This is a genomic window from Pseudomonas stagnisoli (genome assembly GCF_048595745.1).
GTDB lineage: Bacteria > Pseudomonadota > Gammaproteobacteria > Pseudomonadales > Pseudomonadaceae > Aquipseudomonas > Aquipseudomonas alcaligenes_A.
Genome location: NZ_CP184361.1, coordinates 2,275,048 through 2,294,346, shown reverse-complemented (window position 1 = coordinate 2,294,346; position 19,299 = coordinate 2,275,048). Strand labels below are relative to the sequence as shown.

18 protein-coding genes are annotated in these 19,299 nt (G+C 58.5%); 10 read left to right on the top strand and 8 right to left on the bottom strand.

Going from position 1 to position 19,299, the window contains the following annotated elements; all coding sequences use genetic code 11:
* The first annotated feature begins 399 nt into the window (after positions 1-399).
* The 5 genes from ACOAPY_RS11080 to ACOAPY_RS11060 all read left to right on the top strand — a co-directional run bounded on the left by ACOAPY_RS11080 (position 400) and on the right by ACOAPY_RS11060 (position 8,225).
* Positions 400-1,662 (top strand): TolC family protein, encoded by a 1,263-nt coding sequence (locus ACOAPY_RS11080; protein WP_003139513.1) that lies wholly within the window; start codon positions 400-402, stop codon positions 1,660-1,662.
* The gene (locus ACOAPY_RS11075) at positions 1,659-3,119 is read left to right on the top strand and encodes an efflux RND transporter periplasmic adaptor subunit (RefSeq protein ID WP_465153300.1); all 1,461 of its coding nucleotides are present in this window, start codon (positions 1,659-1,661) and stop codon (positions 3,117-3,119) included. Before ACOAPY_RS11080 ends, ACOAPY_RS11075 begins: the two co-directional genes overlap by 4 nt.
* The gene (locus tag ACOAPY_RS11070; protein ID WP_003452300.1) at positions 3,116-6,265 is read left to right on the top strand and encodes an efflux RND transporter permease subunit; all 3,150 of its coding nucleotides are present in this window, start codon (positions 3,116-3,118) and stop codon (positions 6,263-6,265) included. Before ACOAPY_RS11075 ends, ACOAPY_RS11070 begins: the two co-directional genes overlap by 4 nt.
* Before the next feature lie 145 nt (positions 6,266-6,410).
* Positions 6,411-6,743, top strand: a complete 333-nt coding sequence (locus ACOAPY_RS11065) for a DUF2790 domain-containing protein (protein WP_003452302.1) — start codon at positions 6,411-6,413, stop codon at positions 6,741-6,743.
* Between the two features lie 156 nt (positions 6,744-6,899).
* Positions 6,900-8,225: an OprD family porin gene (locus ACOAPY_RS11060; RefSeq protein WP_003452303.1), complete on the top strand. Its 1,326-nt coding sequence runs from the start codon at positions 6,900-6,902 to the stop codon at positions 8,223-8,225.
* 180 nt (positions 8,226-8,405) lie between these two features.
* Here ACOAPY_RS11060 and ACOAPY_RS11055 read toward each other — a convergent pair whose 3' ends face one another.
* The 6 genes from ACOAPY_RS11055 to ACOAPY_RS11030 all read right to left on the bottom strand — a co-directional run bounded on the left by ACOAPY_RS11055 (position 8,406) and on the right by ACOAPY_RS11030 (position 13,331).
* Positions 8,406-8,849 carry a DUF411 domain-containing protein gene (locus ACOAPY_RS11055; protein ID WP_004574337.1) on the bottom strand — a complete coding sequence of 148 codons (444 nt, stop codon included), beginning with the start codon at positions 8,847-8,849 and terminating at the stop codon, positions 8,406-8,408.
* On the bottom strand, positions 8,839-9,681 hold the full coding sequence (locus ACOAPY_RS11050; RefSeq protein WP_090432318.1) for a c-type cytochrome: 843 nt from the start codon (positions 9,679-9,681) through the stop codon (positions 8,839-8,841). The genes ACOAPY_RS11055 and ACOAPY_RS11050 overlap by 11 nt, the downstream gene beginning before the upstream one ends.
* A gap of 9 nt (positions 9,682-9,690) precedes the next feature.
* Entirely contained in the window at positions 9,691-10,782 is a 1,092-nt protein-coding gene (locus ACOAPY_RS11045; protein WP_024616827.1) for a copper resistance protein B, read from the bottom strand.
* Positions 10,772-11,086 carry a hypothetical protein gene (locus tag ACOAPY_RS11040; RefSeq protein WP_024616826.1) on the bottom strand — a complete coding sequence of 105 codons (315 nt, stop codon included), beginning with the start codon at positions 11,084-11,086 and terminating at the stop codon, positions 10,772-10,774. The genes ACOAPY_RS11045 and ACOAPY_RS11040 overlap by 11 nt, the downstream gene beginning before the upstream one ends.
* Before the next feature lie 12 nt (positions 11,087-11,098).
* A complete protein-coding gene (locus tag ACOAPY_RS11035; RefSeq protein ID WP_330099520.1) occupies positions 11,099-12,931 on the bottom strand; it encodes a copper resistance system multicopper oxidase in 1,833 nt (610 codons plus the stop codon).
* A 193-nt stretch (positions 12,932-13,124) separates the two neighbouring features.
* Positions 13,125-13,331, bottom strand: a complete 207-nt coding sequence (locus tag ACOAPY_RS11030; protein WP_003139535.1) for a co-regulatory protein PtrA N-terminal domain-containing protein — start codon at positions 13,329-13,331, stop codon at positions 13,125-13,127.
* Between the two features lie 290 nt (positions 13,332-13,621).
* On the opposite strand from ACOAPY_RS11030, the gene bufA2 reads away from it, so the two are divergent.
* From bufA2 to ACOAPY_RS11010, 4 genes are read left to right on the top strand one after another with little or no spacing between them, the layout of a single operon-like run.
* Positions 13,622-13,882, top strand: a complete 261-nt coding sequence (gene bufA2, locus ACOAPY_RS11025; RefSeq protein WP_004577564.1) for a BufA2 family periplasmic bufferin-type metallophore — start codon at positions 13,622-13,624, stop codon at positions 13,880-13,882.
* Positions 13,883-13,926: 44 nt separating this feature from the next.
* Complete coding sequence (bufB, locus tag ACOAPY_RS11020) at positions 13,927-14,763, top strand: MNIO family bufferin maturase (RefSeq protein WP_003452318.1); 837 nt, start codon at positions 13,927-13,929, stop codon at positions 14,761-14,763.
* Positions 14,760-15,554 carry an HvfC/BufC N-terminal domain-containing protein gene (locus ACOAPY_RS11015; protein ID WP_009686147.1) on the top strand — a complete coding sequence of 265 codons (795 nt, stop codon included), beginning with the start codon at positions 14,760-14,762 and terminating at the stop codon, positions 15,552-15,554. Before bufB ends, ACOAPY_RS11015 begins: the two co-directional genes overlap by 4 nt.
* Before the next feature lie 50 nt (positions 15,555-15,604).
* On the top strand, positions 15,605-15,919 hold the full coding sequence (locus ACOAPY_RS11010; protein WP_004374672.1) for a hypothetical protein: 315 nt from the start codon (positions 15,605-15,607) through the stop codon (positions 15,917-15,919).
* Positions 15,920-15,938: 19 nt separating this feature from the next.
* On the opposite strand, the gene ACOAPY_RS11005 is transcribed toward ACOAPY_RS11010, so the two are convergent.
* The gene (locus ACOAPY_RS11005; RefSeq protein WP_003246756.1) at positions 15,939-16,139 is read right to left on the bottom strand and encodes a heavy-metal-associated domain-containing protein; all 201 of its coding nucleotides are present in this window, start codon (positions 16,137-16,139) and stop codon (positions 15,939-15,941) included.
* A gap of 238 nt (positions 16,140-16,377) precedes the next feature.
* Complete coding sequence (gene cadR, locus ACOAPY_RS11000) at positions 16,378-16,830, bottom strand: Cd(II)/Pb(II)-responsive transcriptional regulator (protein WP_074918645.1); 453 nt, start codon at positions 16,828-16,830, stop codon at positions 16,378-16,380.
* A gap of 191 nt (positions 16,831-17,021) precedes the next feature.
* Here cadR and ACOAPY_RS10995 point away from each other — a divergent pair, with 191 nt between their 5' ends.
* A complete protein-coding gene (locus ACOAPY_RS10995; protein ID WP_043217286.1) occupies positions 17,022-19,298 on the top strand; it encodes a heavy metal translocating P-type ATPase in 2,277 nt (758 codons plus the stop codon).
* Position 19,299: the final 1 nt, after the last annotated feature.

Sequence of the window (19,299 nt, the reverse complement as noted above, 5' to 3'; positions counted from 1 at the left end):
CCTCGTGCTGCCGACCTTCGGCGGTGTGGCTTTCAGCATGCCGGCACAACCTTGCCCGATGCAGAGCGCCGATCATCAGGGCCATGCAATGGCCGATGCTCCGTGCTGCGAGCAAATGGACAAGTCTGATGGGGTGGCCAAGAAGTCCCCTTGCAAACCCGGCCAGGAATGCAAGACCGGAGGACTTCTCCAGACCACCGTGATCAAGAGCATATCCCCTCTCCCCTCACGCCCCGAGATATTGCTGACCCAGTCGGTGATTAAGCGAGAGCCCGCAGGACTCTGGCGCCCTCCTCGTTTCGTCTAATGCAGTGATCATCCCGCGCCTTACAGTCAGGCGCATCGTCGCGGTCACGTTTCGTAGTCGCGACTTCGATCAATCGCATTGGAGGCGAAAGCATGTCCGCTTTCCTTTTTCCACGCCGTGGCTTTCTCGGTGTGTTGGCTGCCGCATTCTGGGCAGCTCCCTGGCTTGCCGCGCAGGCGCAGCCCCTAACTTTCGAACGAGCCCAAGCTCTGGCCGAGCAGAGTGCCCCTGAGAACCTCGCGCGCCAGGCGCAGGTGGCATCGGCACAGCAGGCTGTCGAGCCCGCAGACGCCCTGCCCGATCCCAAGCTGATTCTAGGCATCGACAACCTGCCGATCGAAGGCCCTGACCGTTACACGCTTAATCGTGACTCCATGACCATGCGCCGCATTGGGTTCATGCAGGAAGTCCCCAACAGTGACAAGCGTCAGGCTCGGCGCCAGTTGGCCGAGGCTTCAGTAGGTCGAGCCGAGGCCGAGCAGCGTGCCATGCAGTTGGAGATCAAGCGCCAGACGGCAGTGAGCTGGCTGGATGTGTACTACGCCGAACGCAGTGTTGGCCTCTTCGATCAACTGGACCGTCAGATCGAGATGCTCCGCTCGACCGTGCAATCGCTGATTGCCGGCGGTAGTGCTCAGCCTGGCGAGCTGTTGCAGGCCGACCAGGAAGCTTTGGCGTTACAAGATCGGCGAGATGAACTGAATCGCGATGTGGCAGTAGCTCGTGCCAAGCTGCGCCGCTGGATAGGCAACGAGGCTGACCAGCCTTTGCAAGGAGGTGTTCCCAGTCTGAACCTGGTGGCACCGCACCTGCAGCAACGCATTGCCTCACACCCTGAGTTGCGCGCTGCCTCCGCCCGAGTCGGCGAGGCTAGCGCCGAGCTGAACGAGGCCATCGCCGAGAAGACCCCCGACTGGGGTGTTGAGTTTGCCTACAACAATCGCGACAACCAGTTCGGCGATATGGTGATGGTGCAATTTACCTTCGACCTGCCGTTGTTCGTAGGCACACGTCAGGGGCCCAAGATCAACGCCAGACAACAAAGCGTGTCGCAGATGGAAGCCGAGCAGGAAGCATTACTGCGCGCCCATCAGGCTGAGCTGGAAGGCGGTATTGCCGAGCTTGAGCAACTGCGCAGGACCTTGTCACGCACCGAAAAAACCTTGATCCCGCTTGCAAGCAAACGTGCCGATCTCGAACTGGCCGCCTACCAAGCCGGTAACAGCCAGCTCACATCCGTTATTACTGCCCAGCGCGACCTGATTGATGCGCAACTGCGGCAGATTGAACAACAGCGCAAGTTGAGCCAGCTCTCCGCAAGCCTGTACTACGCCTATGTGGAGGGCCTGAAATGAAGATATCGACATTTGGTTTTGCGGTCGCCGTGCTGACCGTGGGCATTGGCGCGGCGGGCGGTGGCTACTGGCTGGCCCAGCGGCAAGCCAAACACGAGCTACTGCCTAGCTCCGCACCGACGGACGAGCGCAAGGTGCTCTATTGGTACGACCCGATGCAGCCTGAGCAGCGCTTCGATAAACCGGGCAAGTCACCTTTCATGGATATGGAGCTTGTCCCTAAATACGCAGGATCCGAGCAAGATCCGTCTGTCCTGAGCGTCCCCGCTCAAGCCGTGCAGAACCTCGGAATGCGGACCTCGACGGTGATCCGCGGTGTACTGCTCTCGGATATCGAGGTGGTCGGCTCCCTGGCCTATAACCAGCGAGAGGTAGCGAACCTCCAGGCCCGCGCTGGCGGATTCGTCGAGCGGGTTTACGGGCGTGCCCCTGGCGATGTACTGCCAGCTGGAACACCCCTGGTCGACCTGCTGATTCCCGAGTGGTCCGCCGCGCAGTTGGAGTTCCTCGCGGTACTGCGTACCGGTGACGCCCGCTTGATCACTGCGGCCCAAGAGCGCCTCCGCCTGCTCGGCATGCCACAAGCGTTGATAGAGCAGGTTCGCCGCAGCGGCAAACCGCGGGCAGTGCAAACCCTCACCACACCTATCAGCGGCGAGCTCCAAGCCTTGCAGGTACGCGCCGGGATGACCGTTGAAGCCGGGCAGGATCTGGCGTTGATCAACGGGCTGTCCAGTGTCTGGCTCGATGCGGCGATACCCGAGGCCATGGCCGGAAGTATCCAGGTCGGGGACGAGATCCGCGCCAACCTGACGGCCTTTCCTGATCGACCGCTGCTGGGCCGCGTCATAGCCTTGCTGCCGAGTGCCGATCCGCAAACGCGCACGCTCACGGTACGCAGCGAGCTACCCAACCCTGCCGGTAAGTTGCGCCCCGGCATGTTCGCCGCCGTACGCCTGAACAGTGCCGTCGAACAATCCACGCTTCTTGTGCCGAGTGAAGCCGTGATTCGCACCGGGAAGCGTGCATTGGTGATGCTGGCCGAAGGCGACGGACGCTACCGTCCCCAGGAAATCACCTTGGGCCGCGAGGCCGATGGGCGTCTGGAGGTGTTTTCCGGTCTTGAGGAAGGTCAGGCGGTCGTTACCTCCGGCCAGTTCCTCATCGATTCGGAAGCCAGCCTGCAGGGCATCCTGGCCGGCAATGCAGAACAGGACAGCACGGAGGGGCTGCATGTGTCTCACGGCGTTATTCGCGCACTGGACGGGAAACAAGTCACCCTGGAGCATGGCCCCTTCGAGAGCCTGAATATGCCAGGTATGACCATGGCTTTTCCTCTGGTCAGCTCCGAAGTAGCTGTGGGACTTAAGCCAGGAGATCACGTACGCATCGCCGCACGTCAGACAAACTCCGGCCTGCTGATCGAGCAGCTCCGCAAGGAAGGAGACCAGCCATGATCGCGCGCCTGATCCATTGGTCGATCGGCAACCGCTTCCTGGTACTGCTGGCCACCCTGTTCATCACCGCCCTGGGCCTCTGGTCGCTGCGCAACACGCCGTTGGATGCACTGCCGGACCTATCTGACACCCAGGTCATCATCAGAACCAGCTTTCCCGGACAGGCACCGCAGATCGTCGAGAACCAGGTGACCTACCCACTGGCCACAACCATGCTCTCGGTACCGGGGGCGAAGACGGTGCGCGGCTACTCGTTCTTCGGCGACTCCTTCGTCTACGTGCTGTTCGAGGACGACACCGACCTCTACTGGGCGCGCTCGCGGGTGCTGGAGTACCTCAACCAGGCGCAGGAACGCCTGCCCGAGGGTGTTACCACCACCCTTGGGCCGGATGCCACCGGCGTGGGCTGGATCTACCAGTACGCCTTGGTCGACCGCAGCGGCCAGCATGATCTTGCCCAGCTGCGGGCACTGCAGGACTGGTTCCTCAAGTACGAACTCAAGAGCCTGCCCAACGTAGCCGAAGTGGCCACCCTCGGCGGCATGGTCAAGCAATACCAAGTGCTGCTCGATCCGCAGAAGCTGGTGGCTTATGGGGTAACTCAGCAGGAGGTCGAAGCGGCGCTGAAGAGCGCCAATCAGGAAACCGGCGGCGCCATCCTGGAGCTGGCAGAGCGCGAGTACATGGTGCGGGCTTCAGGCTATCTAGAGAGCCTGGCGGATTTCCGCAATGTGCCGCTGCGGGCTTCGGCCAGCGGAGTTCCGGTGCTGCTGGGTCAGGTGGCCACCATTCAGCTGGGGCCAGAGATGCGTCGTGGCATTGCCGAGCTGGATGGCCAGGGTGAAGTGGTAGGCGGCGTGGTCATCTTGCGCTCCGGAAAGAATGCCCGCGATACCATCGCCGCGGTGAAGACCAAGCTGGACAGCCTGAAGGGCAGCTTGCCGGCCGGCGTCGAGGTGGTCACCACCTATGACCGTTCGCAATTGATCGACCGCGCCATCGATAACCTCAGCTACAAGCTGCTGGAAGAGTTCGCGGTGGTTGCCCTGGTTTGCCTGATCTTCCTCTGGCACCTGCGCTCGTCGCTGGTCGCGATCATCACCCTGCCCCTGGGCATCCTGATGGCCTTCATCGTCATGCGCTACCAGGGCGTCAATGCCAACATCATGTCGCTCGGCGGGATCGCAATCGCCATCGGCGCCATGGTCGATGCCGCCGTGGTGATGATCGAGAACGCGCACAAGCACATCGAGGCCTGGAAGGCTCGACACCCCGGTGAACCGCTTCAGGGCGAGGCGCACTGGCGGGTGATCGGCGAAGCTGCGGCCGAGGTCGGGCCGGCGCTGTTCTTCAGCCTTTTGATCATCACCCTGTCTTTCCTCCCGGTCTTCACCCTGGAGGCCCAGGAGGGTCGCCTGTTTGGCCCGCTGGCATTCACCAAGACCTATGCCATGGCTGCCGCTGCTGGCCTCTCGATCACCTTGGTACCGGTGCTGATGGGCTATTGGATTCGTGGGCATATCCCCAGCGAACAACAGAACCCCTTGAATCGTTGGCTGATCGGTGCATACCGGCCGGTGCTGGAGTGGGTGCTGGCTTGGCCTAAGGTGACCCTAGCGCTGGCCTTGCTAGTGTTTTTGTCCAGTCTCTGGCCCCTCAGCAGACTCGGAGGAGAGTTTCTACCGCCGATGGACGAGGGCGACTTGTTGTACATGCCATCAGCCCTGCCCGGCTTGCCGGCCAGCAAGGCCACCCAGCTGCTGCAGCAAACCAACCGGATGATCCTCACGGTGCCCGAAGTGGCACGGGTATTCGGCAAGGCCGGGCGAGCAGAGACCGCCACCGATCCAGCACCGCTGGAAATGTTCGAGACCACGGTGCAGTTCAAACCACGCGATCAATGGCGCGCGGGGATGACACCCGAAAAGCTGATCGAGGAACTGGATCGCGCGGTAAAAGTTCCGGGGCTGTCCAATATCTGGGTGCCGCCCATCCGCAACCGCATCGACATGCTGGCGACGGGGATCAAGAGCCCCATTGGGGTGAAAGTGTCCGGAACCTCCTTGGTCGACATCGAGCGCATAACGCGCGATATCGAGGCCGTGGCCAAAGAGGTGCCTGGGGTGAGTTCGGCCTTGGCAGAACGCCTTACTGGCGGCCGTTACGTGGACATCCAGATCGATCGACTGGCCGCGGCGCGCTATGGCCTGAGCATCGCCGATGTGCAGGCGGTGGTATCGGGCGCCATCGGCGGCAGCAATATTGGTGAGACGGTTGAAGGACTGGCCCGCTTCCCGATCAACCTGCGCTATCCCAAGGAGTGGCGAGACAGTCCGCAGGCACTACGGCGTATGCCGATCCTCACGCAAGCCGGCCAGCAGATCACCTTGGGCACCGTCGCCCAGGTTAGTCTGACCGAAGGGCCGCCAATGCTGCGCAGCGAGAACGGGCGTCTGTCCGGTTGGGTCTATGTCGATGTCCGTGGGCGCGACCTGGCATCGACCGTGCGCGAGTTGCAGCAACGCGTAGCTGAGCAGGTACAACTCGATGCTGGCATGACCGTCTCCTACTCCGGTCAGTTCGAGTTCCTGGAGCGCGCCAATGCACGGCTGGCCTGGGTGGTACCGGCGACCTTGTTGATCATCTTCGTGCTGCTTTACCTGACCTTCAGCCGCTTCGGTGAGGCCCTACTGATCATGGCAACCCTGCCCTTCGCCCTATCGGGCGGCATCTGGCTGCTCTACTGGTTCGGCTTCAACCTGTCGGTTGCCACTGGGGTCGGCTTTATCGCCTTGGCCGGCGTCTCGGCGGAATTTGGGGTGATCATGCTGCTGTACCTGAAGAATGCCTGGCATGCACGTATGGATGCCGGGCGCAGCGGTGACCCGGCACTACTGGAGGCAATTCGTGAAGGCGCAGTGCTGCGCGTGCGGCCCAAGGTGATGACGGTGGCCGTGATCATCGCCGGCCTGTTGCCAATCCTCTGGGGCGGAGGTGCCGGATCTGAAGTGATGAAGCGCATCGCCGCGCCCATGGTCGGCGGCATGATTACCGCGCCGCTGATGTCCATGTTGGTTTTGCCGGCCGCGTACTGGCTGATGCGAAGGCAGCGTACACAGAAGGTTCGCGCACCGCAGGAGCTATAGCTTTACAAACCCGGGCAAGCCACGCGCCAAGCTGACTCGCCCGGGTAACGCGGCAGGAAGCATTACGGCGATGTAACTTTGACTTCATTTTTATGACAGGGTGAGCGGATATATTTTAATCACCACCTTGAAGGAGTGATTAAACATGAAAAGCCTCAAAGTTATTGCAGCCCTTGCCGCTATGGTTGTTTCCTCTGCCACTCTGGCAGAAGGCGGCGCTGATCGTGTTTATGGTCGGATGATTCAGGCCAATGAGCAGGCCATGCAAGAGTATGCTGCCGCTAACGGAAAGAATCCGCCTGAAGTTATTCATTACCGCTACGGCATGAAGCTCGATATCGCCAGGGTCGTGGCCACTACCTCAACGGACTCTAGCTGCAATGTGATGCCAGCCCAGATGACCTACGAGGACTCCAACGGCGATCTGAATATTCTTGAATACCGTGCAGCCGGAACAGGTTGCCGGAACCAAAACTAATAAATGACATCGCGCTGACTGAAAAGTAATTTTCAAGTCACCCTGACGTTATTTGGCATGTGGAAATATGGCCAAGGCGCGCCTGGTTATGCCCGGCGCGCTTGGCACATATATGCGACCACACAATGACAACTGCCAATAACATCAGGAGTATTTATGAATAACAGAACCCTGTTAGGACTTTCTCTACTCGCTCTGAGCATCAGTACCGGGCAAGCTGCAATGGCCGCCGACGAGAAAGGCGAGGGATTTATCGAAGGCAGCAGCCTGACCATCCTCAATCGAAATCTCTACTTCAACCGTGACTTCCGCAAAGGCCAGTCCAGCAGCTCGGGTAATGGCTATTCGGAAGAGTGGGCGCATGGCGTGATAGGCCGATTCGAGTCTGGCTTCACCGAGGGCACCATAGGCTTCGGTGTCGATGCCTTTGCCATGCTAGGACTCAAACTTGACACCGGCGACGGCCGTTCAGGAGCCGGTGGCTCAGTCGATGTGCTGCCTTACAACAGCCTCGGGCAGGCTGAGGATAACTACTCCAAACTGGGTGGCGCGGTGAAAGCTCGGTTCATGGATACCGAGATCAAGGTAGGCGACGTCTTTCCTGTCAGCCCTGTCGTTCAATACGGTGATGCGCGGCTTTTACCGGAGAGTTTCCGAGGTATCACCGTGCTCAACAGCAGCGTGGAAGGACTGTCGCTTCAAGGTGGTCGCCTCCACTCGATGAGCCAACCCAATACCAGCAGCATGCGCGACGGCTTCGCTACCTTCTACGCAGGCGAAGTGGACTCGCCATGGATCGCCTATTTCGGTGGTGATTACACGCTTAATGACAACGTCGGCTTTAGTCTCTACACCAGCCGCCTCAAGGATGCCTGGAATCAATATTACGCGGGCACCACGCTGAGCTACCCGCTTGCGGACGATGTCGCCTTGATCGGCGGGCTGAACTACTACAAGGCGGTCGATGAAGGGAAGCAGCTCCTCGGGAGCTTCGATAACAACATCTGGAGCGGCAAGGTCGGCATCCAATTCGGCGCTCATACAGTGCTGGTGGGTCTCCAGCGCAACAATGGCGATGATGACTTCGACTACTTGCGCCAATCGGACTCCATCTACCTCGACAACTCCATCCAGTACAGCGACTTCAACTCGCCGAAGGAGAAGTCATGGCAAGTGCGCTATGACCTGGATATGGAGCCTTTCGGTGTGCCTGGGTTGAGCTTCATGACTCGATATGCCCAAGGCTGGGATGCCGACTACAGCAAGGCCAACGAAGTCTATATGCGCCGTGATGACAACGGCGATCCGTTGACCAACCAGAAGCGCTGGGAGCGGGACATCGAGGCCAAGTACGTTGTGCAGACTGGATCACTGAAGGATATGTCTTTCCGTGTTCGCCAAATGACCACTCGCGCGACCGATTACGAGTCGGATCTGGATGAAGTCCGCCTGATTGTCGAGTACCCGCTGGAAGTTCTCTAACCCTGGCAAGCGGGCGGGTTGATTGCCCGCTCGCGCCTTGGTCCTGCTGCTGTCCCCTCATAGTGCTCCTTTGGTTTGGAGACAGCCCTTGGCGCCCTCGGGCGCCTTTTTTACTTAGGTTAAAGGGCGTATGAAAAAGAGTCGGCCACTACACACAAGCGGCCGTGCTGGCAGGCAGTACTACTGAGCGGGATATTCTGCAACGACCTGATCAGACCCCGCCTTGGTCAAGCCAATGACCTGGTAGGCATGCTGTACGCCATCGACTTCCATACCGGGGGAGCCCGCCGGCATCCCGGGAACAGCGATGCCCACGAGATCATCGCGCTTGGTGAGCTCGATGACCTGAGCCGCCGGCACATGACCTTCGACGAACTTGCCGTCAATCACCGCGGTGTGACAAGACGCCAACCGCGGCGCAACGCCCAGACTTTGCTTCACTGCCGACATGTTGCTTTCGACATGGTCGACGACTTTGAAGCCATTCGCTTCGAGGTGTGAGATCCACTTCTTGCAACATCCGCAATTAGCATCACGATGGACATCAATCGTCAGGGCATCAGCGGCTTGAACTCCAGTTGTGACGGAGAGAGCGGCCAGCAAGGCCAGATATTTAGCTTTCATGCACGTGCTCTTTGCCATCGGCGTGGGTGTGGGTCTTGGGCGAGGCATTCGGAGTTTGCTCGGAATGATGGTCTCCGCCGCTTGGGGCGGCCTCATCCCCGGCATGGTGATCATCGCCACTCATGTCCGAATGGTGACCTGCCTCAGGTGCGGAGCCACCCTCGCTATCAGTAGCCGCGGCATCGTGATGGCCAGGCTCTCCGGCATCACCTGTTCCATGATGGTCTTCGCCACCGCCGCTATTGCCATGATGGCCAGGCTTGTTGTCGCCGTGCTGACCTTCATGATTGTGCATTTGCGTTTCCCCACCACCATGCTGATGGCCGCCACTGGATGCGACGAGTGCTTGGTATTGCTTGGCATCCATCGTCGGCAATTGGTCAATGAAGGCAACCATGCCCCAGATGTACTCATCGCCCATGCTCTTGCCCCACGCAGGCATACCCGTTGCCTTGATGCCATGCTTGATCACCCAGAACGCTGCTGACGGATTGCCATCGACACCGATCTTGGCGAGGTTGGGGGGCGCAGGATAAAGCGATTGGCTCAGCTCGGTCTCCGCCACACCTGGCGCCAAATGACAGCCGATACACATGGAGTTGTAGTTGCCCGCACCGGCGCGAATAAGAGCTTGATCATCCAGGTTGGGAACCTCGATGTTCCGCGAACGGACTTCGATAGAGCGGTCACGGGCCATCGTGAGAAACGCATTCACTGCAGGAAAATGGGGATCGTCGGCCCCCACGTTGACCACGCCAAAGTAGGCACCGGCCAGGACAGCTGTGCTACCGACCACGCCGGCCGCCACCAAAGTTTTAATTGTTCTTTTCATGTCAGGTTCTCAAAACCACATCCGGATACCGGCGACAAAACGCGCCTCGTCTACATCACCGCCCTCGTCGCGCACCATGTCTGCCGTGTTGCCATAGGAGCGGCTCCAAGAAACCCCGATATAGGGGGCAAACTGCCGGACAATCTCGTAACGCAGACGTAAACCGAGCTCGGTATTGGCCAACCCGGACCCCACACCTCGCTCAGGATCGTTCTTGCCGTAGAAGTTCATTTCGGCAGTTGGCTGGAGAATCAGCCGGTTGGTCAGCAGAATGTCGTACTCGCCCTCCAGTCGGGCAGCAGTTTGGCCATTCTCGCCGACGAAGGCCGTGGCTTCGGCCTCAAAGGCGTAAAGCGCCATGCCCTGGATACCGAAGGCGGCCCAAGTCTGCGGCGACTCCGGTTTGAAGTCCTGGCGGACGCCCGCGACGACATCCCACCAAGGGCCGATCGAGCGGCCGTACAGCAGCTGTAATTCAGCGTCCTCGGTAACGCCGTTGGTACGCTCGCCTTCGGAGCGGAACCAGACCCGGTTGATATCACCGCCTACCCAACCCGACGCATCCCAGGCCAGGGTGCTGCCCTCATCTGCGTCTTGGTATTCGAGCTGATCGAGCAGGAAAAAGCTGTTGATGGCGCTGTCATGCACCTTGTGGCCAGGCAGTGGCGGGAAAGCCGCTTGGCGATCAGCATCCGTCAGAACGGGAATCGGCGTACGACTGGTAGTTCTCGGGGCTTCAGCGGAGCCATGGTTCATCTTCGAATGATCCATGCCCTCCATCTGTCCCTGCATGGTGCCGTGTCCCATCTTGCTGTGGTCCATGGCTGGGGCCTTCTCTTGGCTCTGGCTGTGGCCCATCTGGCTATGGTCCATGCTGCCCGATTCGCTCTGCATGGCACCATGATCCATCTTGCTGTGATCCATGCCCTCCATCGGCGCTTTGGCGGAACCGTGGCCCATCTGGCTGTGGTCCATCGACATGGAGCCGTGCCCCATTGCCGAATGATCCATTTCTTCCGCAGCCTGGGTAACGCCGCCGCTGAGTGCACTCAGCGACACGACCAGCGCTATGAGGGACGGGCGTGAAAACCTAGTGGTCATGGTTCGAACCTGCTTCGGCTTCGGTGCCGCCATGCTTATCCATCATCTTCTCGTGCCCCATATCGTCATGGTTCATGCCCTCATGATCCATGGTGCCATGATCCATCTGCTGGCCAGCGGCCTTGCCTTTCGATTGATCTGCAGGCTTGTCACTGATGGCCTCGGGCGCAGCCGACTCGGCAGCATGTTGTTCGTGCTCGCTGTGCCCCTCACCTGCCAATGACGTCGGCGCGTACAAAGCAGCCAAAAAACTGAACATCGCTGCGCTGCCAAACAGGGCATTACGCTTCATAAAAGTACTCATCAGAAATCTCCTTTACTCATCCACACGGACTTCACGGAACATGCCCATTTCCATGTGGAGCAACAGGTGGCAGTGGTAGGCCCAACGCCCCAACGCATCGGCGGTCACCCGATAGCTGCGCTTGGAACCTGGCGGCATGTCGATGGTGTGTTTACGCACCAGGAAATTGCCGTTCGCATCCTCCAGATCACTCCACATGCCATGAAGATGGATCGGGTGAGTCATCATGGTGTCGTTGACCAGCGTGATGCGAACACGCTCGCCGTACTTGAGGCGTAGAGGCTCGGCGTCAGAGAACTTGATTCCATCGAAGGACCAGGAGAATTTCTCCATATGCCCGGTGAGGTGCAGCTCGATGGTGCGACTTGGCTCACGCCCGTCCGGATCAGGGAAGGTGCTGCGCAGGTCAGAGTACGTCAGCACGCGCCGGCCGTTATCACGCAGGCCGATACCTGGGTCGTCCAGCTTGTGCGTCGGCGTCATGGTCTGCATGTCGACCAAAGGATTGTTGGTCTCTGAGGCCGGGTGTGCCTGCATGTTGCCAGCCATGCCAGCCATGCCAGCCATGCCAGCCATGCCAGCCATGTTTGAATGATCCATTCCGGCCATCTGGCTGTGATCCATACCAGCCATGCCACCCTGCATGCTGCCATGATCCATTCCCGCCATATTGCCCTGATCCATCCCGGCCATGTTCCCGTGATCCATACCGCCCATGCTGCCGTGATCCATACCCATGTCGCCCATGGCAATCAGCGGACGCGGGTCGGGGCTGGGTACTGGTGCACTCAACCCCTCCTGTACAGCAAGGGTGCCGCGCGCATAGCCAGTGCGATCCATGGATTGTGCAAACACGGTATACGCCTGTTCGCTGTCTGGTTCGACGATCACGTCGTAGGTCTCGGCCACGGCGATACGGAACTCGTCGACGCTGACCGGTTTGACGTGCAGACCATCGGCCGCAACCACAGTCATCTTCAGGCCCGGGATGCGCACATCGAAATAGGTCATCGCCGAGGCGTTGATGAAGCGCAGGCGGATCTTTTCGCCTGGTTTGAATATGCCGGTCCAGTTGCCATTGGGTGCCTGGCCATTCATCAGGTAGGTGTAGGTGTAGCCACTGACGTCAGCGAGATCCGTCGGGCTCATCTTCATCTCGGCCCACATCTTGCGATCGGCTACGGCGGCGGACCAACCCATCTCGCTTACGTCATCGATGAAGTCACCAACGGTGCGTTTGTGCTGGTTGTAGTAGTCCGACTGTTTCTTGAGCTTGGCCAGTACCCGCGTTGGATTTTCATCCGTCCAGTCGCTCAGCAACACGACGTAATCACGGTCGTAACTGAAGGGCTCGGGCTCCTTGGCATCGATGACCAGCGCGCCGTATACGCCGACCTGCTCCTGCAGCCCCGAGTGACTGTGATACCAGTAGGTACCGTTCTGGTTGACCTTGAACTTGTACTCATACATGCCGTCAGGGGCGATGCCATGGAAGCTCAGGCCAGGAACACCATCCATGTTCGCCGGCAGGATGATGCCGTGCCAATGGATGGAGGTGTCCTCCTTGAGGCGGTTGCGCACGCGCAATGTGACGGTATCGCCTTCGCGCCAACGAAGAATCGGCCCAGGGAGCGAGCCGTTGATGGTCATGGCCGTGCGCGCTGCGCCGGTGATGTTCACCGGGGTTTCACCGATGAATAGGTCGAATTCGTTACCAGTCAGTACGTTGGGCTGGCCGGGGCTGTTCACCGCCCAGACCGGCGTGCGCCACAGGCCAAGTCCGCCGATAATACCGGTGGCTGCCAGGCCTTTGACGAAGGTGCGCCTTGTGGTTTTGCTTTGCATGCCGTTTTGTCCAATCCGTCAAATGAGCCGGTGATGGTGTGCCCGGTCTCGGGTTCATGGCTGCTTCAATGTCGGGGATTTACCCCTCAACTTTCCACGTCGGTGCATTGCACAAGCCTTACCGACGATGAGCAGTATGAAACTGCCATATCCCAACCATCCGGGTGATTACATTTCTGTAAGGTAGATGACTTCAGCAGTTGGTGTGCTCTGCTTGCTCGGTTGGACTGCTGGCTACAGGAGCCTCAACTTTCTGCTGCTGGGCCACCCGGTAGGCCTCCAGAGACGTCTGGCGTGCCTGCTCCATGCGCGCGAAGGTTCGGTCAGCACCACCTTCAGCCATTGCCAAGCTGGAGATGCTCAGAGCAGTAACTACAAGCAGAGCTTTGATCGATTTCATTTTGGGTATTCCTCGTAAGTTAAGTGGTCCCTGCAACTGCAGAGGCCGAGCTTTAGGCTCGATGTCACGTTAACTAAGAGGGCCTGTCAGCAACCTGAGCCGAACATTACAGTTCTGTCAGGTTGCTATTTCTTTCTTGTAGCCCATCCAGAAGGCTCGGTACTGTCTTTCATGCCCTCATAAAGCCTTGCGAATTTCTTGAGAGGGCATGCTCGGCAGCGATGCCTAAGCTACTCAGGGTCATTCGCACCCGCGGATAAGACCACCAACAATTAAGAGAGATTGTCACTATGTCGAATAAATCCAACGTCGCTACCGGTGCCGCTCTGGCTCTCGTGGCCGCCAGCCTGTTTGCTACCCTGCCTGTCCAGGCCGCCCAGGACACCAAAGCAGCTGAAGTGAAGTGCTTCGGCGTCAACGGTTGCAAGGGCCAGAACGACTGCATGACCGCCAAAAATGCCTGCAAAGGCCAGGGAGAATGCAAAGGCCAGGGCTTCAAGCTGATGACTCAGGCCAAGTGCGATGAGGCCGGTGGCAAGACCAGCGAATAATGCCGTTGCGGGGAGTGCCTGCCACTCCCCTGCTGGAGTCTTGAATGAGTAAGCGCAAAACACTGGGTTTCGGTCTTGGCCTTCGCAGTGAGTATTACCAGCAGATTCTTGAACAGCGACCTGCGGTCGACTGGTTTGAGATCATTTCCGAGAATTACCTGGTGGGCGGTGGCAAGGCCCTCTACTTTCTCGATGCGATTGGCGAGCAATACCCGTTGGTGATGCACGGAGTATCGCTGTCGATCGGCGGTTCGCATAACCTGGACATGGGCTACCTACGACAGCTCAAGCAACTGGCGGACCGGATACAGCCCCAGTGGGTTTCCGACCACTTGTGCTGGAGTCGCGGCAACGCCCATCAACTCCACGACCTGCTGCCGCTGCCGTTTACCCAAGAAAGCCTGCTGCATGTCGCCGCGCGGGTGCGTCTAGTGCAGGATGTTCTGGAACGTCCCATTGTGCTGGAGAACGTTTCTTCTTACGTGCAGTGGAAGACGTCCAGCATGAGCGAATCGCAGTTTCTCTCGGAACTGAGTTTCCTGACCGGTTGCGAATTGCTCCTTGACGTGAACAACGTCTACGTCAGCGCACGAAATCAGGATTTCGACCCATGGCAGTTCATCTTGGAATTGCCGCACGAGCGGATTCGTCAAATTCATCTGGCCGGGCACAGCGATTACGGGCAGTACCTCATCGACACCCATGACCAGCCCATCGCTGATCCGGTTTGGTCTCTCTACAGCAAGACTTTGAGCTACTTGGGCCCGACATCGACCTTGATCGAGCGGGATGACCAGTTTCCGCCGCTGGAAGAGCTGTTGTCCGAATTAGCACATGCCCGTGCTATCGCCAAATCTGTGATATCGGGGGCCACCCCTTGAGCCTGATCGCCCTACAGACTGCATTTGAAACTTACCTGACAGGTGACAGTGCCCTGCCCTCCAACGAGCTTTTGGAGCAGATCCGAGGTAGCACAGCGCTGAGTGCTCTCGAAGGCCTGCAGATCTACCACAACGCTTACCGTTCGCGCCTGCTTGCGGTCTTGCGAGAAGACTTCCCTGCCCTGCTTCACTGGATCGGCAACGAATCATTCGAGCAGCTCGCACTGGCCTACTTGGCCGCCTGGCCACCACGACATTTCAGCATTCGCTGGCTGGGCGAGAAGCTGCCCGAGTTCATTAGCAGCTACGTCGAAGAACCCCAACTATCGCCGATGCGCGAACTCGCGGAGCTTGAGTGGGCTTTTACACTGGCTTTCGATGCTCAGGACGTCGAAGTGCTTTCACTGCAGGCCATCAGTGATTTTTCGGCTGAAGACTGGATTTCACTCAGGGTTTCCCTGACTGCATCTGCCCGGTGGTTGCAGCTGCAGTACAACACGCTGGAGTTGTGGAAAGCCGCCAAGTCCGGCAGCTTGCTGCCTGATATTACCCGCCTGCCAACGAACCTAGCCTGTCTTGTTTGGCGTCATGAACTCGTCTGCCAGTACCGGAGCCTGGAGCCAGCGGAGGCTTCGGCATTGCAGTTTCTCATCGAGGGCGGATCGTTCGCTGAACTCTGCGAGTCGTTGAGCGCCACGCATGGCGAGCAAGCTCCCTTGCAAGCCGCGACCTGGTTGAAGTTGTGGGTCAACGACGGTTTGCTAAAGCGCGGCCAGCTATTACACGAATGACCCGGAACCTTTAGGCTAGCGCTCTCTCTTTGGCCACTCCGAGCGCTTCTATGACTCACCGCATCATTCATTTCAAACAGCAAGCCTTGCTTGACCCGGAGACCTATCAGGCAATGCTGGCCGACGGCGTTGGTCACTGGGAGCGGCTTGCAGGAGAAGTCGTCGGCATAGAAGACGAAAAAAGCCACGAGTTCGCTGCATTGAAAAGCCTGTTCAAGCGCAAGCGGTACTCCTATGACACGCTGGAAATGCGCGAGCCAGGCGATCACTCAAACTGGCTTCGCGGCCGAGATGGTTCAGAAGGTATGACCAACGAGGTCACCAGTATCCCAGGGCTAAAAGAGCTCTCAGAACTGGAGATTTAGTGGGATAGCAGGTCAGCGCTCAAGCGCTGACCTGGGCCGAATAGCCAAGCTCCTGGATGAGTTCGCGGATCGATTCGGCACTTTCTGTGCTCTCAACGGTGACCTTGCCGGCCGCTCGATCCACTTCTACTCGTGCATCCTGATCCAGAGCTTGAATGGCCTTCGTGATTTTGCTCACGCAACTGCCACAGCCCATCCCCGCAACACTCAGACTAAACATGTCTTTCACCTCATTTCGTCCGCGGCTCAAGTTACCGCACGGACAGCATCGACCTTGACACGATGGCAAGGTCAAGCCCGTACTCTACAAGAGGTTCAAGCGCCAATGCAGGCTGCGATCTGGCTGAAGTGACGAGCTACTGGTCCGCTCAAGGAAGGCCAATGAAGATCCTTGCTATGAATAGGCCCAGAACACCTCATTCCATGTGGGGAAACACAGCAACGAGTTGATTGATGCTTCAGTGGCGATGGCTCTTGCCAACGTGCGTATGCTCTGCCTCAGGCAAAGGTTGAACCCCTCCGCTCGAACTAAGTTGCTGGATGATTGCGCATGCATCGACACTTCTCTCCGCGGCGCATCGATGGCGCAACTCAACGAGCTGCTTCTGCAGAGCTAACAGACTGTTGATCCGAAGCTCCACATGGCGAATGTGCTCGTCTACCAAGCCGTTAACGCTATCGCAGCTCTCCTCCGGACGATCGATGAGCAAAAGCAGCCGCCGTATTTCATCAAGCGTCATGTCCAGGGTTCGGCAGTTACGGATGAATACGAGCCGCTCTAGGTGCTCCTTCCCGTAGACCCGGTAGTTCCCCTCGCTTCGACCAGGAACAGGCAGCAGCCCTTCACGTTCATAGTAACGAATAGTCTCCACCTGACAGTCAGCCTGCTTTCCGAGCTCACCAATCTTCATGGGACGAATCTCCTGATCAATGCTTGACCCTATAGTGGCTTCAGGGTGTTGACTCTGCAATGACTTAGATAAGAGGTCCCGCCATGAGCAGTTGCTGCAGTCACGACCACTCGGATCATCATAAACCTGAAGACCAAAAGCGCGAGCCAGCGCCACCAGGAACGACATTCAGCGCTTTCCACATCCAGGCGATGGACTGTCCGACAGAGCAGAGCCTGATTCAGAGCAAGCTTGGCTCGCTGGCCGGGATACACCAGCTCGACTTTAACTTGATGACTCGCGTTCTAGGGGTACAGCACAGTCTCCCTTCGGTCACCCCCATCATTGATGTGATCGCCTCCCTGGGTATGCAGGCCGAGCCCACGGACGCTCATGTACAAACACGAATTCGCATCGAGCAGATGGACTGTCCTACTGAGGAGAAGCTCATTCGCGACAAGCTCGCTAACCAGAAAGGCATCAGCAATCTGCAGTTCAACCTGCTGCAACGCACTCTGGTCGTAGACCATGTTCCAGAGCTGTTACCTCAGCTCATGGCAGCCATCCAGGAGCTCGGGCTTTCACCGGTTGTCGAGGAGAGTGCCGACCGCCAGGAACCTACCCCAACGAAGAAGAAGCATTGGTGGCCGCTGGCGATCGCGGGGATCGCTGCGGTTTCAGCCGAAATAATCCACTTTGGGCAGTTGGCCCCCGAATGGGCGGTTGCAGCCTTAGCAATAGTGGGGATAGCGCTAAGTGGGCTCGGTACCTACAAGAAGGGCTGGATTGCGCTCAAGAACCGCAACCTGAACATCAATGCCCTCATGAGCATTGCTGTAACCGGTGCCGTATTGATTGGCCAATGGCCCGAAGCGGCCATGGTTATGGTGCTCTTCGCGGTAGCCGAGGTTATTGAAGCGCGCTCACTGGAGCGTGCACGTAACGCCATCCGTGGACTCATGGACTTAAGCCCCGAGCGGGCCACTGTTTTGCAGGCGGATGGATCCTGGCTAGATGCGGACATCAAGGCGGTAGCACTTGGCGCTGTTGTTCGGGTACGGCCAGGTGAGCGAATTGGCTTGGATGGCGAGGTGACGGCAGGCACCTCCACCGTCAATCAAGCACCTATAACCGGCGAGAGCTTGCCGGTAGATAAGAGCATTGGAGATCAGGTTTTTGCGGGCACGATAAACGAGGCAGGGTCGTTGGAGTTCAGGGTAACAGCAGCGTCTACCAACACTACCCTGGCTCGGATCATTCATGCGGTGGAGGAGGCTCAGGGCTCTCGGGCGCCGACCCAACGTTTCGTTGACCGCTTTTCTCAGATCTACACCCCCGCCGTGTTCTTGGTGTCCCTAGGGGTCGCCTTGCTCCCACCGCTATTGCTGAGTGGCGCATGGCAGGAGTGGATCTATCGAGCGCTGGTATTGCTGGTCGTCGCGTGCCCATGCGCGCTGGTCATTTCCACTCCCGTTACCATCGTCAGCGGCCTGGCAGCGGCGGCTCGCAAAGGCATCCTCATCAAAGGTGGGGTCTATCTGGAGAGCGGCAAAGATCTGGCACTGCTTGCACTCGACAAGACTGGAACCATCACTCAAGGGAGGCCGGTTCAGACAGACTTCCTGCCGCTCAAAGAAACAGATATCGAAATGCATCGTGTCAGTGCCGCTAGCCTAGCTGCTCGCTCTGATCACCCGGTATCAAAAGCACTCGCTCGACATGCGATGGATAACGATGTGTCGCTACTGGACGTCAAGGAGTTTGAAGCGCTTCCTGGACGGGGAGTCAAAGGCCGTGTGAAAGGCCAACTGTTGTATCTAGGCAACCATCGTCTGGTTGAGGAGCTGGGGCTCTGTTCTAAGGAGCTGGAGCTTACGCTGGAGCGGCTGGAGCGTCAGGGTAAGACCGTCGTCATCCTGTGCGACGGCCAACAGCCCCTTGTTCTATTCGCAGTCGCAGACACCGTGAAAGAGACCAGTGCCGATGCCATGCGGCAGCTCCACGAGCTTGGGGTAAAGACATGTATGCTCAGTGGCGATAACGAGCACACAGCCCTGGCGATAGCCCAGCAGGTGGGTATTGATGAGGCTCGTGGCAACCTGTTGCCGGCAGACAAGCTCACAGTCATCGCTGAAATGCAGGCCCAAGGTTTAACGGTTGGCATGGTGGGAGACGGCATTAACGATGCCCCAGCGCTGGCAAAAGCTCAGATTGGCTTTGCCATGGGTAGCGCAGGGACCGACACGGCGATAGAAACCGCGGACGTTGCACTGATGGATGACGACTTGCGCAAGGTCGCTACGTTCGTCCGTCTATCTCGTAGTACTGCTGCCATCCTCAAGCAGAACATCGCCCTGGCACTTGGCATCAAGGCTATCTTCCTGGGCATAACCATCACAGGAGGCGCCACTATGTGGATGGCTGTCTTCGCTGACATGGGCGTCAGCCTGCTCGTGGTGTTTAACGGCCTGAGGCTGCTCAGACAATAAT

Bases quoted from the DNA above. Each gene is read 5' to 3' on its own strand.
- ACOAPY_RS11005 (WP_003246756.1), bottom strand. From the start codon at position 16,139: ATGTTTAGTCTGAGTGTTGCGGGGATGGGCTGTGGCAGTTGCGTGAGC.
- ACOAPY_RS11010 (WP_004374672.1), top strand. From the start codon at position 15,605: ATGACTCACCGCATCATTCATTTCAAACAGCAAGCCTTGCTTGACCCG.
- ACOAPY_RS11030 (WP_003139535.1), bottom strand. From the start codon at position 13,331: ATGAAATCGATCAAAGCTCTGCTTGTAGTTACTGCTCTGAGCATCTCC.
- bufA2 (WP_004577564.1), top strand. From the start codon at position 13,622: ATGTCGAATAAATCCAACGTCGCTACCGGTGCCGCTCTGGCTCTCGTG.
- ACOAPY_RS11040 (WP_024616826.1), bottom strand. From the start codon at position 11,086: ATGAGTACTTTTATGAAGCGTAATGCCCTGTTTGGCAGCGCAGCGATG.
- ACOAPY_RS11065 (WP_003452302.1), top strand. From the start codon at position 6,411: ATGAAAAGCCTCAAAGTTATTGCAGCCCTTGCCGCTATGGTTGTTTCC.
- bufB (WP_003452318.1), top strand. From the start codon at position 13,927: ATGAGTAAGCGCAAAACACTGGGTTTCGGTCTTGGCCTTCGCAGTGAG.
- ACOAPY_RS11055 (WP_004574337.1), bottom strand. From the start codon at position 8,849: ATGAAAGCTAAATATCTGGCCTTGCTGGCCGCTCTCTCCGTCACAACT.
- cadR (WP_074918645.1), bottom strand. From the start codon at position 16,830: ATGAAGATTGGTGAGCTCGGAAAGCAGGCTGACTGTCAGGTGGAGACT.
- ACOAPY_RS11045 (WP_024616827.1), bottom strand. From the start codon at position 10,782: ATGACCACTAGGTTTTCACGCCCGTCCCTCATAGCGCTGGTCGTGTCG.
- ACOAPY_RS11070 (WP_003452300.1), top strand. From the start codon at position 3,116: ATGATCGCGCGCCTGATCCATTGGTCGATCGGCAACCGCTTCCTGGTA.
- ACOAPY_RS11080 (WP_003139513.1), top strand. From the start codon at position 400: ATGTCCGCTTTCCTTTTTCCACGCCGTGGCTTTCTCGGTGTGTTGGCT.
- ACOAPY_RS10995 (WP_043217286.1), top strand. From the start codon at position 17,022: ATGGACTGTCCGACAGAGCAGAGCCTGATTCAGAGCAAGCTTGGCTCG.
- ACOAPY_RS11035 (WP_330099520.1), bottom strand. From the start codon at position 12,931: ATGCAAAGCAAAACCACAAGGCGCACCTTCGTCAAAGGCCTGGCAGCC.
- ACOAPY_RS11060 (WP_003452303.1), top strand. From the start codon at position 6,900: ATGAATAACAGAACCCTGTTAGGACTTTCTCTACTCGCTCTGAGCATC.
- ACOAPY_RS11050 (WP_090432318.1), bottom strand. From the start codon at position 9,681: ATGAAAAGAACAATTAAAACTTTGGTGGCGGCCGGCGTGGTCGGTAGC.
- ACOAPY_RS11075 (WP_465153300.1), top strand. From the start codon at position 1,659: ATGAAGATATCGACATTTGGTTTTGCGGTCGCCGTGCTGACCGTGGGC.